The sequence below is a fragment of the Limnothrix sp. FACHB-881 genome, from assembly GCF_014698135.1.
GTDB lineage: Bacteria > Cyanobacteriota > Cyanobacteriia > CACIAM-69d > CACIAM-69d > CACIAM-69d.
This window is the reverse complement of sequence record NZ_JACJSN010000004.1, coordinates 38,785-56,376: the sequence shown is the minus strand read 5'-3', so window position 1 is coordinate 56,376 and position 17,592 is coordinate 38,785. Positions and strand designations below refer to the sequence as shown.

Annotated in this window: 12 protein-coding genes; 9 read left to right on the top strand and 3 right to left on the bottom strand. The window is 55.0% G+C overall.

Annotated elements, in window-relative coordinates; genetic code table 11:
* Positions 1 to 135 precede the first annotated feature (135 nt).
* The 5 genes from H6G52_RS05545 to H6G52_RS05525 all read left to right on the top strand — a co-directional run bounded on the left by H6G52_RS05545 (position 136) and on the right by H6G52_RS05525 (position 6,804).
* A complete protein-coding gene (locus tag H6G52_RS05545) occupies positions 136 to 1,647 on the top strand; it encodes an NADH-quinone oxidoreductase subunit M (RefSeq protein WP_190527171.1) in 1,512 nt (503 codons plus the stop codon).
* Between the two features lie 313 nt (positions 1,648 to 1,960).
* Positions 1,961 to 3,085 (top strand): CO2 hydration protein, encoded by a 1,125-nt coding sequence (locus H6G52_RS05540; RefSeq protein ID WP_190526984.1) that lies wholly within the window; start codon positions 1,961 to 1,963, stop codon positions 3,083 to 3,085.
* A gap of 57 nt (positions 3,086 to 3,142) precedes the next feature.
* Positions 3,143 to 3,529, top strand: a complete 387-nt coding sequence (locus H6G52_RS05535; RefSeq protein WP_099533300.1) for a DUF4346 domain-containing protein — start codon at positions 3,143 to 3,145, stop codon at positions 3,527 to 3,529.
* Entirely contained in the window at positions 3,507 to 5,948 is a 2,442-nt protein-coding gene (locus tag H6G52_RS05530) for a hypothetical protein (protein ID WP_190526982.1), read from the top strand. The genes H6G52_RS05535 and H6G52_RS05530 overlap by 23 nt, the downstream gene beginning before the upstream one ends.
* A 253-nt stretch (positions 5,949 to 6,201) precedes the next feature.
* Positions 6,202 to 6,804: a Uma2 family endonuclease gene (locus H6G52_RS05525; protein WP_190526981.1), complete on the top strand. Its 603-nt coding sequence runs from the start codon at positions 6,202 to 6,204 to the stop codon at positions 6,802 to 6,804.
* Positions 6,805 to 6,808: 4 nt separating this feature from the next.
* Here H6G52_RS05525 and H6G52_RS05520 read toward each other — a convergent pair whose 3' ends face one another.
* From H6G52_RS05520 to H6G52_RS05510, 3 genes are all read right to left on the bottom strand, one after another.
* The gene (locus H6G52_RS05520) at positions 6,809 to 7,480 is read right to left on the bottom strand and encodes a Uma2 family endonuclease (protein WP_190526979.1); all 672 of its coding nucleotides are present in this window, start codon (positions 7,478 to 7,480) and stop codon (positions 6,809 to 6,811) included.
* A 209-nt stretch (positions 7,481 to 7,689) separates the two neighbouring features.
* A complete protein-coding gene (locus H6G52_RS05515) occupies positions 7,690 to 9,093 on the bottom strand; it encodes a (Fe-S)-binding protein (RefSeq protein WP_190526977.1) in 1,404 nt (467 codons plus the stop codon).
* 88 nt (positions 9,094 to 9,181) lie between these two features.
* Positions 9,182 to 10,480 (bottom strand): FAD-binding oxidoreductase, encoded by a 1,299-nt coding sequence (locus H6G52_RS05510; RefSeq protein WP_242026230.1) that lies wholly within the window; start codon positions 10,478 to 10,480, stop codon positions 9,182 to 9,184.
* A 493-nt stretch (positions 10,481 to 10,973) separates the two neighbouring features.
* Between H6G52_RS05510 and H6G52_RS05505 the strand changes: the two genes are divergently transcribed.
* From H6G52_RS05505 to H6G52_RS05490, 4 genes are all read left to right on the top strand, one after another.
* Positions 10,974 to 11,558 carry a hypothetical protein gene (locus H6G52_RS05505; protein ID WP_099533307.1) on the top strand — a complete coding sequence of 195 codons (585 nt, stop codon included), beginning with the start codon at positions 10,974 to 10,976 and terminating at the stop codon, positions 11,556 to 11,558.
* A 274-nt stretch (positions 11,559 to 11,832) separates the two neighbouring features.
* Positions 11,833 to 12,711 (top strand): hypothetical protein, encoded by an 879-nt coding sequence (locus H6G52_RS05500; protein ID WP_190355488.1) that lies wholly within the window; start codon positions 11,833 to 11,835, stop codon positions 12,709 to 12,711.
* A gap of 505 nt (positions 12,712 to 13,216) precedes the next feature.
* Positions 13,217 to 14,716 (top strand): TAXI family TRAP transporter solute-binding subunit, encoded by a 1,500-nt coding sequence (locus H6G52_RS05495; protein WP_190526973.1) that lies wholly within the window; start codon positions 13,217 to 13,219, stop codon positions 14,714 to 14,716.
* Positions 14,717 to 15,540: 824 nt separating this feature from the next.
* Positions 15,541 to 17,586, top strand: coding sequence for an elongation factor G (locus H6G52_RS05490; RefSeq protein WP_190526971.1), 2,046 nt, complete (start codon positions 15,541 to 15,543; stop codon positions 17,584 to 17,586).
* Positions 17,587 to 17,592 lie beyond the last annotated feature (6 nt).

Here is a 17,592-nt window from a genome sequence, read left to right as displayed (position 1 = left end):
AAGAAACGGAAGATTCAGAAGCGAATAGCAGGCAAGTCACGGGCGAGCCACGGGCAAGTAAACGGCTGATTGATGGCTGAGATAGATGATTGGTTGCTGATGATTGATTGCTGAGACAGAGAGGCAAAAACTGTGCTGCTGAGTTTGTTGGTTTGGATTCCCATTGTCGGCGCGATCGCGATCGCCCTTTGGCCCGGCAAAGTCAACGCCACCCAGGCCCGCCAGGCGGCCATCTTGAACTGGATTGGCCTGACGATTATTACCGGGGTGATCGTGACCCAGTTTGACCCCGGCACCGATCGCCTGTCCCTGGTTGAATCCTTCCCCTGGATCGATCGACTCGGCCTCAGCTACAGCCTCGCCATCGATGGCCTCTCCTTCCCGCTGGTGGTGCTCAACACCATGCTGGTCGGCATCGCCATCTTCAGCACCAACGAAGCCATCAACCGCCCCCGGTTTTACTACAGCCTGCTGTTGTTACTCACCAGCGGTGTCTATGGAGCTTTCCTAGCCCAAGACCTGCTGCTGTTCTTCCTGTTCTATGAACTAGAACTCATCCCGCTCTATTTCCTAATTGCCATTTGGGGCGGGGCCCGGCGCGGCTATGCGGCCACCAAATTTTTGATCTACACGGCCGTTTCTGGAATTTTGATCTTGGCCGCCTTCCTAGGATTAGCCAGCGCCGCCGGTTTCAGCACCTTTGGCTATGAACCCCTGCGGGAATTTGCGATCGCCCAAGCCACCGCCCCCGAATCCCTCTTGCCCGCCGCGTCCCAACTCTTGCTGCTGGCGCTGCTCGTGGTGGGCTTTGGCATCAAAATTCCCCTGGTTCCTCTCCATACCTGGCTGCCCGATGCCCACGTGGAAGCCTCCACACCCATCTCCGTTCTGCTAGCCGGTGTGCTGCTGAAGTTGGGAACCTATGGCTTAATCCGGTTTGGGTTGGGCATGTTCCCCGAAGCCTGGACCCAAATTGCCCCTTGGATGGCCGCCTGGGCCGTGGTGAGCGTGCTCTATGGTTCCTTTGCCGCCATTTCCGAAGGCATCGCCAATGGGGATATGAAACGCCTAGTCGCCTACAGTTCCGTGGGGCACATGGGCTTTATTTTGCTGGCGACGGCAGCGGCCACCCCCGTCAGCCTCATGGGTGCGGAATTTCAGATGGTGGCCCATGGCTTGATTTCTGGCCTGTTGTTTCTGCTGGTGGGGATTGTTTATAAAAAGGTGGGCACTCGCCAACTGAGCGCCCTCAGCGGGTTGTTTAATCCCCAACGGGGGTTGCCGGTGGTGGGGTCGTTGATGGTGTTGGGGGTGATGGCCAGCAGTGGCATTCCCGGAATGGCGGGCTTCATTGCGGAGTTTTTGATCTTCCGAGGCAGCTTCCCCACCTATCCGATCTATACCTTGCTCTGCATGGTTGGCACGGGGCTAACGGCGGTCTATTTCCTGATTTTGCTGAATCAGTCGTTTTTTGGGCGGCTGACGGAGCGGGTGGCCAATTTGCCCTCGGTGAGTTGGCTCGATCGGGCCCCGGCCATTGCCTTGGCTGTCCCGATCGCCCTGTTTGGTCTGCAACCCAGTTGGCTAGCCTACTGGAGCGAGCCGGTCACCACCGCGATCGCCCTAGCGGCCCATCACAGTCCCTAAATAATCACCGCTTCAGGCCCCGTTTCAGGGCTTGGCACTGCCCGATCGCCCATCATCACCCCGCGATCGGGCACAAACATCACCAACCGCCGGCCGATTCTGATTGCTCCTTTGGGATCCTCATATAATCAGATCATCATCAGTAATCAGACCATCATCAGACCCGATCATTAGAATTGTCAGTTCCCAAACTGTGAATTCAAACTGCGAATTCAAGCTATGAATTCAAGCCACGAGTTTAAACCGCAAATTCAAGCTGTGAATTCAAGCTGCGAACTTCAACACCATTGCCCCAGCTTAAGGTTTTCAACCCATGCTCTCTATGACTGCCACCCATCCCCTAAACAGCACGATCGAGCGGCTCTTACAAGGGGAAGCCATGCTGAAAGACAGCCCCAGCAACGTGCTGGAAGTGGTGGGCATTTTGCATAGCTACGGCATTATTTTAGATGCCTATTCTAACAACCTAAACTATATTGCTCTGCATCAGTTTTTGCGATTTTTTCCATTTTTTAAATACTTTAATGGCGAAATTTCGCTACCGAAGTTACTGAAACATTGGCGGCACGATCGAATCAATTTTGAATATGCCGAATATTGCATGAAGGCTATGTTCTGGCATGGGGGCGGCCGATATGATAACTATCTAGATTCACCAGAATTTATTGCCCTTGCCAAAAAAGCGATTCGGGCCCGTTTCGCCAAAAACCCGATCGTCTTGGGAATGGATCAGCTCTTTCCTGAGTTTTTGCTAGAACAAGTGCGGCAATTAGCCTATTACCGAGCTTTGGGGCAATTTTGGCGAATCATGAGCGACATGTTCATGAGCCTTTCAGATCAGTACGATCGCCGCAAAATCACCACCATTCCCCAAGTCGTTCAACATATCCAAGATGGTCTGGTGGCGGGGGCCAATTCCCCCATTGAATATGCCGTGGAATTGGGCGGGGTGACCTATGACATTGTGCCCCGATCGGCCAAGATGACCTTCCTGATGGATGCGGCTGTGCCCTACGTGGAGGCGGTCTTTTTCCGAGGAACCCCCTTCAGCGGCACGATTTCCTACAATGCCCAAGCGGCCCGCATTCCCACCGAACAGGGCGATTTTGCCTATGGTGCGCTCTACGCTGACCCGTTACCCGTGGGCGGCGCAGGCATTCCGCCGACTCTCCTGATGCAGGACATGCGGCATTTTGTGCCCGATTATTTGCATCAATTCTATGAAAATAGCCTGCGCCATGAAGACGATTTATTGGTGAAAATTTGCCAATCATTTCAAAAGTCCATGTATTGTGTCACCACGGCAGCTCTGCGTGGCTTGGCTCCCCATCCCCTGGAGTCGGTTGACCCGACCCATCAATCGGCTAATATTGCCTACTTGAATGGTTGGATGGATCGGTTTATTTCGTCGCAGCTTGGCAATGTGAACCGTGATTAGGCATCAAATTCATCTGATAATTGATCCATTCATCTACCCGTCAATATGTCAGTTGATATGACCCTCAATTCTGTGGAAACACGCCAGGCGATCGACGATGAATTATCCAAACGGCCTTTAGACCTCGACCCGGCTGGCTATTTCGTGATCTACCTCGATCGGGAACAGGCCTTAATTTGCGCCAAGCACTACAGCACCGTGATTAACGATCGGGGCTTGGCCACGGATCCGGTCACCGGCAAGGTGATTCCGGCGAAGGGTTCTGTTCCGCGCACGGCCGAGGCCCTCTATACCGGACGCACCGCCAAGGAACTCTGTGTGAAATTGCTCGAACAAACCCAGCCGATACCGGTTTCAATGCTGGATCATGCGGCTTATTTAGGCCGAGAGTTCATGCGTGCAGAACAGGCTTTGGCCACCGGTGCGGAATATATTCAAGACTAAGACCAAGGCCCTGGCAGCGGCCTGGCGCAGCGCCCGAACACAACATCCTCAGGGGTGGTGGTTGGCGGCGCTGTTGTATGGTCTGCTGGGGGTTTTGATTTTGGGGCCCCAGCCCTGGCTCCCCGTGGTGGGAGCGGGGGACACGGATCTCTGGGAAGCGATGGGATTTTATGTGCGGGAGCATTGGCACTGGTGGCCCCTGCCGCATATCGATTTAGTCAGCGATCGGGTGTTTTATCCCTACGGGGGGCAAGTGGCTCTCCAGGCCTGGGGTCTGGAGCGAGATTTGTTCTATGCCTTGCTCTTCAGTCTGGGCGGGGCGGGCCCTTGGCTGAAGCTATATTTTCTGCTGTCGGTGGCGATCGCCCTCTTTGGCATCGCGCGAATTTTGCAGCCGGACTTTGGGGAGCGGCGGGCAATCCTAACAGCGATCGGGGCGGTGTTTTTGAACATCTACGCCCTAATTTGTAAGTTTCCGTTTCACAGCAACATGGCGATCGTCCATTGGCTAGGTCTGAGCCTGGCCACGGATTTTGTGTTGGTGTGGCGATTTGTGCAGGGCCGGGCGATCGGGCGGGCCTGGTGGCTGGGGCGCGGGGCGTTGGTGCTCCTGAGCTTGGGCCAGGACTTGGGCTATGTGGCGGGGTTTGGGCTGCTGTCGCTGGTGCTGTCGGGGGGATGGATGTTGGCGGTGAGGTGGTGGCGGTGGCGAACCCAAGCAATTGAGCTGGCCGCCGATGCCCACCAGGACGCAAAGAACCAAGATTGGCAGCTCCGGCTTGGCTATTGGATTTATGGCTGGCCGCCCTTCCGCCCGATCGAGTGGGGATTGATCGCCCTCATCATTTGGGCCGCTTGGTTATATCTGCTGCCGGCGATTCCCATCGTGCAGTTAGCCAAGGAGTTGGACTGGAGCAACACCTTCGATCGCGCTTGGTTTGCCCATCCCCTGCGCCTTTTGGCCCCCTATTGGCCGCAAATCAACCCGATCGCGGCGGCCGGCTGGTGGCGAGCCGTGCTGCCCAGTCCCCTAGAAACAGATTTTGATGGGGTGGTTGGCTGGGGGTTGTTGCTGGCGGGGGCGATCGGCTGCTGGCAACGGCGGCGCTGGTGGGCGGCTTTTGTGCCCCTCGGTTTGCTGATGAGCTGTTTAATCGCCTATCGCCCCTGGGATTTACCGATTTTGCAGTGGTTTCCCTGGTTTTCGTTTAATCGCGTGGCCGGACGGGGTACGGTGGTCTTCCCGATCGCCCTGGCCCTATGCAGCCTGGGTTGGCAGCCGGATGCAAGCCGATCGGCCCGAACGCGACAATGGAACCGCTGGGCCGCCTTGGCCGTAGCAGGCATCTGCTTGCTGGACTTAATCGGCGGCTATGGCCTCAAACCCCGCGCACAACCCCTAGATCCCAGCTTTCAGCCCTACATGGCCCTGGTGGCCCAGCAGCCAGGCACGGCTGTTTTGGACTGGCCCTTTTGCGTAACAGGGGGAAACGGCGTGGGCAGTGGCGATGGCACCTGCCCTTTTTTTGCCCATCATCCCAGCACCCACGCCCTCAGCCGGTTTCACCACAAGGCCACCGTGGGGCAATACTTGGGGCGATTGCACCCCAGCCAGCTCACCCCCTACCTCGAAGCCGGTTGGCAATATTTGGCCCTGCCCGATCATCCGGATTTAAACCAAACCCAACGCCAGCGCCGCTGTTTTCGCAGGGACGAGTGGGAGTTTTTTCGGCGATTCTTTCAATTAGGCGATTTTGCGGGCATTAACCTCTATGTCGATCGCCTGGCCCGGGGATGTGAAAAGGAGTTTTATGCCCAATTGGGCCACCCGATCGCCCAAACCACCGTGCCGGGCATGGGGCGTGTGGTGTTTATTCCCAAGCCAGCCCCCTGGCAAGGCCTAGTTGATTTGGATCAGGCGCGACTGTTGCGTTTTTCGCCCTTTCTCGACCCAGCCCCCGTCAGCCCGGATCCTGCCAATCGCGATCGCCTGGATCCGGAAGCCGCCCCCCTGAAAACCGCCGTGCCGGAGCTAGACCTCGTGCAGTTCGGAACCGTGCGCGGTGTGGAAATTCGCGGCGGTTTGGATCGCAATCGCCAAGGTCAACGCTGGGGTTTGGCCCCCATGACCGTCCTGGATTTGCAGAGCGATCGGTCTCAAACTCGACAGCTCAAAATTCAAGCGACAGTGCCTGTGACCAATCAGCAACTCAGCATCTTTTTAGATGATCAACTCCTGTGGCGCAGTGAGCTTTTATCCCGTAACCAATCCCTGGATTTGAACTTGCCGATCGCCCTACCGGCCGGCAAGAGTCAGCTATGCTTGGTTTATGAACAATCCATCATTCTGCGCGATCAAATTCCTGCGGCTGGCAACCGCCCGATCGCGTTAACTTTCCAGCATTTAGCAATTGAATAATTGCCAGTTCAAGTTACTTAAAATCACAATACAGCCCTTACCCCGATTACTAAGCACAGTTGCCCGTAGGGTGGGCAATGCCCACCAAACCGTTGCTTCATGGCATCTGCAATATGGCGTGCCAATAATTCTAGGTAAAGGCTGTAATTACTAGCCCAAATCACGATCAGACAAAATCCCAAGCTATCTCGAACTTTAATGGAATCAAGATTTCAAACAAGAACCAAAATAGCCAACATCAGGACAGAATTCAATGGTTACAACTCGCGATTGCCTCTTGACCTTTGAGGACTATCTGAATCATCAAACCGATGATGCGGCCAGTGATGTTCGTTATGAATTCGTGGATGGTGAACTGATTCCCATGAATCCACCCAGAATCGAGCACTTTTTGATTGCTCAGTTTTTAAGTGACTATCTTCGCCAGGTAATTGGTCAAAACAACCTACCTTGGATGGTATTTTCCGAAATTGGTGTCAGAACAGGATTTCGGCGATCGCGTGTGGTGGATTTATGCGTTGTGAAACGGGAGCAGGTTCAGGAATTAGCGGGGCGATCGGCGGTTTTTGAAACGTCGCCCTTGCTCGCTGTGGAAATTGTCAGCCTCGATTCGATCGGGCGGGATTACCGCTACAAGCGATCGGAATATTCGGAATATGCCGCAGCGGGAATTCCTGAATATTGGATTGTGGATCCCCTCGAAAATCGCTTAACCATTCTGCAATTACAAGAAGGGTTATATGACGAAATTCCTCAAGATCAGCCTGGGTTAATTCTGTCGCCAACCTTGGCTCAATTCAACCCATCACCACGCCTGATGGTTGAGCAAATTTGGCAAGCAGCCAAGGTTGATTAATGCCTCAAGGGGCTGAATCATCAGACACCGAAGCCAACTCAGACGCATTGTCTAGATTGCGATCGAACCGAACTTCCTCATAGATCATCGCCAAAGTGCTGTTGAAGTTCAGGCTTTGGAGTACAAAGGAAATTTCAGCTAGTAAGCGCTGTTGCTGATCGAAATCGATCGCCTTGGGATTAAACTCAGTTGCCCCATAACGGGTCAGTTCCCAGCAATTCGGGGCAGCATCCTCGGACCGATAGTAGCGATCGAGAGCCGGGCGATCGCTGCTGATCAACACATATTCCTTGAGGGATTCCATCCGCGCGTATTGCTGAAACTTTTGGTCGCGATCAAACTCGGCGGTTCCGGGCGACAAGACCTCCGCAATCAAGCAGGGATATTGAATGAACTGGCGCGATCGCAAATCCCGAGGATCGCCAGTCACCACCAAATCGGGATAGAAATAGGGCCCTTTTTCGGAAACATGCACCTGCACTTCGCTGATGAATACTCCACAGGATTTACCCCGAAGGTGACGCTTCAGCGCAATGGCAAAATTCGCCGTGATCGTGTTGTGATCCAGCGTGCTGTCAGCCCGGGCATAGATTCGACCGTTGAGGTATTCATGCCGCCATGGTTGTTGTGCTTCCCAAGCGAGAAACTCTGCGGGAGACAGATAGCGGGAATCCATTGCATCAATCATGGCCGAACTGACAGGCTGGCTTATTGATGGGGCTAGGGAGTGTCGTCATTTCTGAATGTCTCTCGATGTGAGGCTGAAACAGTTGATTTTCCGTGCCTCAATCGTCGTAACAAGATGCTCAAGCCCCTTGCCCCCCACGATCCGCTAACGGCAGAATCAGGGTTTCAGGCGATTTGACGACAGGCCCTAAACCCAGTCTAGCGATCGCCCTTGGGCAATGCTTCACCCCGCATGGCGCGATCGAGCAGTTCGATCGGGTGCAAAACCGGCACAGTTTTATTTTGCAAGCCGAGATGTTTTTGAATTTGCAAGGAACAGCCCGGATTCGGTGAGGCGATCGCGTCGGCTCCCGTGTTGGTCAGGTTTTGTACCTTCAGTTCGCCCAGTTCGTCAGCGATTTCCGGTTGCAGCAGGTTATAAATCCCGGCACTGCCACAGCAGAGTTGCGAATCGATCGGCTCGCGCAGGGTCACGCCGGGAATTTGCTGCAACAGGTCGCGGGGTGGGGCGCTGATTTTTTGGCCATGCAACAGGTGGCAAGCGTCGTGATAAACCAGCGTCACCGGCTCCGGGGCGATCGGTTGGAGCGGCGCAATCCAACCCACTTCCACAAAAAATTCGTGGATGTCGCGCACTTTTTCCACAAAGGCAACGGCCCGATCGCGGTATTGCGGATCGTCTTGCAGGATGTGGTGATATTCCTTGAGCGTGTGCCCACAACCGGCGGCGTTGATGATGATGTAGTCCAGGTTGGTGGCCGCGAAGGCATCGATCATCTGGCGGGCGATCGCCTGGGCCTGGTTGGTTTGGCCCTGGTGGGCGGGCAGGGCCGAGCAGCAACCCTGGCTGGGCGGAATCACCACCTCGCAACCGTTGGCCGTCAAGGCCCGCAGGGTGGCGGCGTTCACCCCGCTAAAGAGGGTGCGCTGCACACAACCAAGAATCATCCCCACCCGATAGCGCTGGGAGCCTTGGGCGGGAATGGTTTCGGGAAAGTCGCGGTTGAGGGTGTCCCAGCTCAGGCGCGGCAAAATTTCTTCCATGGCCGCCAGGTTGGGCAGCCATTTTTTGAGCAGACCGGTCGATCGCACCAGGGTTTGCAAGCCCGATTGCTGGTAGAGCAACAGGAACGGCATCAGCAGTTTCAGGCGATCGGGATAGGGAAAAATCTGGAAAATCAGCGTCCGTAGGGCCTGTTCCGGCAGCGATCGGGGCACGTTGCGCTCCACCTGGGGCCGGGTGGCGCTGATCAGTTGGTCGTACTTCACCCCGGACGGGCAGGTGGTGACGCAGGCCAGGCAACCCAAGCAGGTGTCGAAATGCTGGGCGGTGGTGCGATCGAGCTGGGCCGTGCCTTCGTTGATCGCATCCATCAGATAGATGCGGCCCCGGGGCGAGTCGGTTTCCTTGCCCAGCACGCGGTAGCTGGGGCAGGTGGAAAGGCAAAACCCGCAATGGACACAGGAATCGAGCAGCTTCGGGTCGGGCGGCGAGTCGGGGTCAAAGCCCGATCGCTGACCGGCGGCCAATTCACCCAAATGGGGATTTTGGGCCAGAAAGTTGCTCTCTTTGGCGGGAATCGGGCGATCGCTCGTTTGCATGGGTCGGTGGGGTGAAACCAATTAGGCGATGGCAATTCGTAGGGGCGCACCGCCGTGCGCCCTCCATAATCTGGGGCTAAACCTGGCGCTAAACCACGAATCGGCCGGGATTCAGGAGCTGGTGCGGATCGAACTGCTGTTTTATTTTCCCCATTAGGGCCAGGGCAGAACCGCGATCGCCCCAGCGATCCGATTGCTTAAACTGATGGGTCAGTTCAGGGGGCACTTGCAGCAGCGTCAAAAATCCCTGTTCCGCTTCGCAGGCGGCCCGCAATTGCCGAATCCAACGGGAAGTCCGCAGCCAGTCGCCTTCGATCGCCCCGAAGCTGGCCCAACCGAGGCCGCTGCTGGCGTGGATTTGCCCTTGGCTGATCGGGCCGCTGGCCAGGCGATCGAGCAGGGCCGGGGCCGCCGTGGGCAATGCACCAAACTTGAGCGTGATCGGGCGATCGGCTGTGGGGGCAGTGCTGGCGGCGCGGCTGGCCTGCCAAAAGTCCGCCTCCTCCGGTTCGCTCAACACCCGGGATTGCAAGCCCAACTGCTCGGCCAGGGCGATCGAGCGGCGCACCTGTTCCGCCACACTGGGGGCCACGCTGCCAAACCGCAGGGCCAAGCCCACCGCCCGCTCCGGCAGGGCCGGATTACCCCAAACCCAGTCCAGGGCGATCGGGGTGAGGGTGGAATTGCGGAGGACTTGGGCCGCCTGGGCCAGGGCCGGGCGATCGCCCCACAGCAGCAGGGTTTGGCACTGTTCGGGAATCGGGTAAGTCCGCACGGTCAAGGTCGCCAGCAGCCCCAGCGTGCCAAAGGAACCGGTAAACAGCTTCATCAGGTCATAGCCCGCCACGTTTTTGACCACGCGGCCGCCGGCTTTGGCGATTTGCCCATCCCAACGGACGATCGATAGGCCCAACAGCAAATCCCGAATACCGCCGTAACGTTGGCGCAGGGAACCCGTGTCCGCCGTGGCCACAATGCCGCCCAGGGTGGCCGTTTCGGCAAAGGCTGGGTCGATCGGCAACCACTGACCCGAGGGAGCCAAGGCCGCTTGCAGATCCCGCAGTTTCATCCCCGCTTCCACGGTGGCCACCAAGTCCGCCTCGTCATGCATCACCAGGCGATCGAGCCGACCCAACCCCACGGGCAACAGCGATTTCTTAGGCAGGTCGCCCCAAGCCAGTTTGCTGCCGCTGCCGAAGGGGGCGATCGGCTGGTGTTGGGCCGCGCAGGCCGCCATCACCTCGGTCAACTGCTCGATCGACTCGGGCATCACCACCGGGCGAGCCAACTGGCCGATCGATCGAGCAATTAACTGATCGATCGATGGATCTAGTAAGTCATTGAAAGCATTGGGATCATTCAGATCGTTTGGATCGATCGCACGCATCACGGGCCCAACCTCAAGACAATCAGCAATTGATTTGAAATACCTTGAAATGCATTGAAAATGCTTTGATCAGGTTTTCTAGAATTCACCCCAGGCAACGGGTTAAATTTAGCCTTAAAAAACGCCGAAATTTCCAGAAGGTCAGGGACGATGGAGCAAAATCCATCATTCTTCAAGGTTGCCGTTTTGCCGTCCCCAGCAACCGTTCCGCACCGGAGCGATCGGGTCGATCGCCCATCCAGTCCCCATCGATCATTAACCAATTCTTAAATCATTGACTGAATTGATCGAATGTAATCGATTGGATTAATTGGACTAGTTAGATGGATCCCGAGGCCAATTCGATCCGAATTCAATTCCCCTGCTTGCGCCGATCGCTGCCAAGTGTGGTGAACCCATCTTCTCGGGCGGTGGGCACATCTGTCCGGTGATGAAAAACGCTGCCTAGACTGGAAAACAAGTGACCAAACCCTCATGATAAGGAAATTTGCCCATGAATGCGCCGTCTAAGGCCGGTCGTTGGCTGGCGGGTGCTGTTTTGACCCTGTTGCTGGTGGTGGGCGGTTGTGTGGCCCTCAACGATCGCAGTGATCGCGGCCCGGCTCCCAGTCCCACGTCAACCACGGTGGTCGATCGCTCCGGTGATCAGTCCACCGATCGTGGTTCCAATCGTCGATCGCCCAAACCCAGCCCCAGCGTCAGCCCCTCGCCCATTGATAAAAAGCCAGTGGCGGGTGGCAAGCTGAATAAGTATTTCCCGAAAACTAGCGATGGCTACAGCCTGGTTTTCCAACAGGAAAAGAAAGGATTTGCGGAAGCCAAACTGAAGAAGTCGGGCGAAGAAGTGGCCAAGTTGTCGATTAATGACTTGGCGAACAATGCGAGCGGTCTCAGCAAATTCCAAAGCAGCGATGATGACATTGACGGCTATCCTGCCGTTCAAGTGGGCAAAAATCAAACGGCTGTCTTGGTGGGCGATCGCTATCAGGTGAAGGTGCAGTCTACGACGCTCAAACCAAGCGATCGGGAAGACTGGATTGAGAAATTTAATCTCTCAGGCTTGGCCCGTTTGAAGTAGTTGGCTTTTCTATTTTCCGAATTGGCGCTTAGTTTGGACTTAATAGCGTGGCAAGCTAATTTTGATCAATCAGGTCAAATAGCTATCACCGTTGCCTAACCATTAGGCAGCAATGGGATTAAGCCCATTGTTATAACGACTGATTCCGAAACCTTGCCCCCACAATCTAAAAGAGTCACGCTATTAGCTTAAGTCTAGCCCTTGCCTAGTTTCGGTTGAGCTTGTTGTTTGTTTCTTGTTTGGAAACCCTGTGTCTTAGTGAGGATCAAAATTCATGGGTAAATCCATTGTGCAATTGGTTGATGAATTGCCCACCAGCGGCATGACCATCACGGTTCTGAATGCGTTGGATTTTGTGGTTCCCGGCGAGTGGGACAACTTGATTGGGTTCGATCGCACGATCAAAACCGTCACGGGCGAAGACGATCCGGGCTTAATTTCCCAAATCAAAGACCGGGCGATCGAGCTTTATAACGACGAAGGCGAGGGCTATCAACGCGCCGTTTGGCTCTATCAAACCGTGGACACGGCCGCCAGCGCCTTGGGCACGGCTGCCATGGCCAATAAGGTGGGGCAAGATATTTCGTTTTTGGGCTTTTTGCAAAATTTGACCCCCAAACCCGAAAAGGCCCAAGCGATCGATTTGGGAATGAAAATTGTGGTGGAACTGCTGGCCTATTGCCAAATTAATGGCATTCCCGGCGACAGCATTGGCGACTTTTTGGGTTCCTTGGCCGACTACGGCGGGGAATCCAAAATGCGGATGGCCGCCATGGTTTGCTTGGATGGATTAGTGCCCTTGGGCCCGAACTTCATCAAAGCGGCCGGCGATTGGATCGGCAGCGCCACCCAATCCAGCCTGGAAGAAAACGAGGCTTTCCGGAATATTCAAAAGATGATTCCGGGCACTGACAAGGTGGCATTTGTTGGCCAAGCGTTCAACTCGGTTTCGAGCTGGATGGGGAACTTTGTGAGCGATCGCGGTCTCAGTCCCCAAACCATCCTGCAACACCTACAAGGGTTTGTGGATATTGCCGATGACAAGCTGGATTATGTTGGTGCATTTTTGGACATGAGCACCAATTATTACTATCACACGGGTGTCCAAACGGTTGCCAAGCGCCTGATCGATCGCGCCTATGCTGAAATTTAGCGCTTGAACTGGATTGGCTGAATTCAAACAACGATTGATTGCTGGCTAGATTTTTATTAATCATCTGATCAACAATCACTTGGTTAAAAATCACCTAATTCAACGTTGTCCAAATCCCAGTCGCTAAAGTGTTCAAAAGGCGACACTCAAAAAACGGGGCTGCTAATCTGGAGTCGTGATCCTAATTCATGACATGACCCAGGGTGGCCCCGCTTTTTGTTTATATTTTGATTGAATATTTTCAGTAGCCCGTAGGGTAGGCAATGCCCGCCGAATCGTTGCTTCATAGCATCTGCGATATGGCGTGCCAATTATTTTAGGTAAAGCCTGTATTCTGGTTAAATATTTTTAGGTTGAATGTTTTTAGATATATGGTGTAAGCGCATATTTTTTGGATGCATTTTTTGGACATATAATTTTGGGCGCATTTCTTGGATACATAATTTTGGACGCATAATTTTGGACGTATGGTTTAGTATTTTGGGAATTTTTCGGGGGATTTTTGATGGTGAAGCTCAAACAACGGGGCTGGGGCCTGGTGTCGCTGGTGATTGTGGGGGTGATTGGGGTTGGCGGTTGCGGCCAGTCCAAAAACACGGTCTCGATTTCTGCGGGCAAGGCCGGTGTGGGCTATGACCTGATTAGCGAGCAATTGGGGCGATCGACCGATCGAATCGTGAGCCTGAAGCTGACCGACGACAAAAACTCCAATGGTTCCCGCGATAACCTCGATCGCCTGGTGCAAGGTCGGGTTGATTTTGCCCTCGCCCAACTTGACGTTTCCCGCGATCTGCTGCGCAGTGGCCAGGTGGAGACCGTCGCCATTTTGGGCCATGAATATCTGCATTTGTTGGTGCGGGCCGACTCTCCCTTCAAAACCCTGACCGACATCAACGGCAAACGGGTGGCGATCGGGATTCAGGGCAGCGGCACCAACTTCACCACCACCCAAATCTTGACCCGCAGCGGCTTGCGAGTGATCACCAGTGCGCCTCCCCTGAAGGAAGGCCTGGCTAAGTTGAAGGCCGGAGAGCTGGATATGGTGGCCTACGTGGGCCCCTTGGGATCCAGCAGCATCATTCAAAATGCCATTACCAGCGATCCACCCCTGCGTTTGCTGGAAATTCCCCCCTCCATTACCAATCACCTGGCGGTGCGCTTCCCTGAGTCCTATCGCTCTTCGGTGATTCCCGCCGGAACCTATGACCCCCTGCGCCCCGAGCCGCCCCAGGATTTGCCAGTCTTGTCCACGGGAATTGGCTTGATGGCCCGAGGCGATGCCCCCGCCGACCAAGTGGGCCTAATGGCTTGGTCGATTTTGGCCACGGCGCGTCAATATGCCAGCTTTTATCCAGAATTGGCCGATGGTGATCCGGCTGGCCTGTTGCAACGGGGTGGGGTTTATATGGCTCCGGACGCGACAGAAACCTATGAAAAAGGGGATCCCCGATCGGCTTGGCTGCGGTTCATTGAAGAAAACCAGGTTGTTCAGGAATATTTGCTGGTTTTGGGCTTGAGCAGTGCGGCGGGGTTGTTGGTCACTTGGCTGCGATCGCGCCGATCGCGCCAGTTGGTGAAAAGCAGTCGCCAAGCCTTGACCGAAATTAAGGAAGTTCATGGCAACAAAACCAAGGCAGCCCTGGCGGCAGCCCAAGATTTGGCAGAGCGCTATCGGTTGATGTTCATTGACGGCAATCTGTCACCGGAAACCTACGAGGAGATCGATCGCCCCGTTCAGCTCTATCTCCAAAGTTGCCAGGCGCTGATTGAGCAGGAAGACCGCCAAACCCTCAGCGAAACGGTGAACCTGCTGGATGATTCCGAAGCATTGCTGAATATGCCGCTATCGGTGGCGGTTCAGCGGTTGCAGGAATTGGAAGATCGCTACTCGCAAATGTTGCTCTCCGGCACGATCGAACTGATGACCTATCTGCAATTCCGGCAATGGGCGTTGGCGGTTTTGCAAGCCAAGTCCCATGAACCGGAAACCCCAGCCATATCCTAGGTTTCGGGAGCCAGCGGCCAAGTCGCTGGCTTCTGGGTCACTAAAATTGAGGATTGTGGATGGCGAATCGATCGCCGGATCCAACTCCCAACCCCAAGCGCCGCCCGATCGATCGGTAAATTTTTAACCAAAGGAATTGACCTAGCTTGAATTGGCAGCGATTCAAATACGAGTTAATTTTTATTCACAATCCCTAACAAAAAACCAAAAACAGTTGATAAACTGCGCGAATTTATAAACAACCATTGAGTAATTGGCCTAAAGAATTCTGCAAGCACTCATAATCAAATCAGAGCCAAATCAGAACCCAGTCAGAACCCAATCAGATTTCTGGTAGACAGTCCCGATCGCTCCTCCTTTTCCCTGTCAACGGGCGATCGCACCATAATTCTTTCTACTCGCCAATCATCTGATCCATTCAATCTAGTCAACTCAATTTTGCAAATTTCATCCAGTGGCTTTGAGCACTGAGCCTACGACGCTCGCCCCTGGCAACGCTCCATTACGGCGTTCATTGAATCTTTGCTGAGTATTTGACGAACATTGGCCGAGCATTAGCCGAGCATTTTTCTCTTGTTCTCGTTCATTGGGAATCGGGAATCTTTTAGGCATGAATTAGGCATGAATTTGATCTTGATCTGATTTCTCATCAAATTTTGCAAGATTTTGAATTTGATATTGATCAGACATCACACTGATCAACTCTGCACTTCATCCCTAGTCCTATTTTCCCTAGTTCTATTTTCTCAGTCTGCAATCATTTCAGCCTGCATTGAGCTGACATCAATTTTTTACTGGGAATTTTCATTCCCATGGAGGTTTTCATGAAAGGTGACCGTACCCCCCGCATCAGAAATATTGCCATTGTGGGTCCCTACTCCAGTGGCAAAACGACGCTTTTGGAAAGTATTTTGTTTTTGTCGGGCGCAACCACGCGCAAGGGCAGCATTAAAGATAACAATACGGTGGGTGACAGTTCCCCGGAAGCGCGCGATCGGGGCATGGGCCTGGAGCTAAATGTGGCCAGCGCCGCTTATAAGGATGTGCAATTTAATTGGATTGACTGCCCAGGTTCCGTGGAGTTGGCCGCAGAAACCTACAACGCTTTGGTCGGGGTTGATGCGGCCGTGGTGGTTTGCGAACCAATGATCGATCGCGCCATTGTGTTGGCTCCTTTGTTTCAGTTTTTGGACACCTGGAAAATTCCCCATGTGTTGTTCATTAACAAAATGGATCGGGCATCGAGTCCCATTGCCGATATTTTGTCGGTGTTGCGGCCCGTTTCCAGCCGCCCGATCGTGCTGCACCAATACCCGATTCGCCAAGGCAACAGCCCGATCGGCTACATCGATTTAGTCAGCGAAACGGCCTATCACTACCACCCCGACGCGGAAGGCGATGACCCCGTGCCGCTGCCCGAACATTTGCGGGCGGAAGAACAAGTGGCTCGCCACGAAATGCTGGAAAGCTTGGCCGACCATGACGATGTGCTGCTGGAAAAATTGCTGGAGGATATTCAACCCAGCGAAGAAGAAATTTTGGTGGATCTGAGGCTGGAGTTGGGAGCCGATCAGATCGTGCCGGTGTTTGTGGGCATGGCGGAACAGCACTTGGGCGTGCGACCGCTGTTGGATGCCCTGCTCCGGGAAGCCCCAGACGCAACGGTGACGGCCACCGAGCGCGGGGTGGACGCGATCGCCCCCGATGCCGATAGCCCGATCGTGCAGGTGCTGAAAACCATGTATGCCAGCCAAGGGGGCAAGCTATCGATCGCTCGGGTCTGGAATGGCGCGATCGAAGATGGCATGAGCCTCAATGGCGTTCGCATTGGTGGCCTCTATCGCCTGATGGGCAGCCAACAAAAATCCCTGAGCCGGGCCGAAGTGGGCGATATTGTGGCCCTTGGGCGGTTGGACGGGGTGGCCACCGGAGAGGTGCTGGCACTCGATCGGGCGATCGGGCGGGATGAGTTGCCCAAAGCAGAATTACCGCCGCCGGTTTTTGCTTGGGCGATCGTTCCCGAAAACCGCAGCGACGAAGTGAAGCTCACCGCCGCCCTGGCCAAGCTCACGGACGAAGACCCCGCCGTCCGCTGGGAACAACATGGCGACACCCACGAAATCATCCTTTGGGGCCAAGGGGAAATTCACCTGCAAATCGCCATCGATCGACTGCGGCGCAAGTACAACCTGCCCATGGCTCCCCACCTGCCCCAAGTGCCTTACAAGGAAACCATTCGCAAACCCGTTTCCCGAATCCATGGGCGCTACAAGCACCAAACCGGCGGCCATGGTCAGTTTGGGGATGTGTATTTGGACATTCAACCCCAACCACGCGGCGCAGGCTACGACTTCCAGCAAAGGATTGTGGGCGGTGTTGTGCCCAAGCAATATATCCCCGGTGTGGAATCGGGGGTGCGAGAAGCGCTCGATCGCGGGCCCCTGGGCTTCCCGATCGTCGATGTGGCCGTGACCCTCACCGATGGTTCCTACCACTCCGTTGACAGCTCCGAGCAAGCCTTCAAGATGGCGGCCCACGTGGCCATGAAAACGGGCATTCCGGCAGCCCAACCGGTACTCCTGGAGCCGATCGACCTGGTGGAAGTTGCCATGCCCAGTGAGTTCACCGCCAAGGTCATGCAGCTAGTGACCGGGCGGCGCGGCCAACTGATGGGCTACGGGCCCAAGGACGGTTGGGCCGGCTGGGACACCATGCAGGCCTATCTGCCCCATGCGGAAATGCAAAGCCTGATTTTGGAATTGCGATCGCTCACCTTGGGCGTGGGAACGTTCTCTTGGCAGCATGACCACTTGCAGGAAGTGCCCGACAAACTCGCCGATCGGGTCTTGGCCCAAACCGGCAAAGGCTAGAAACGG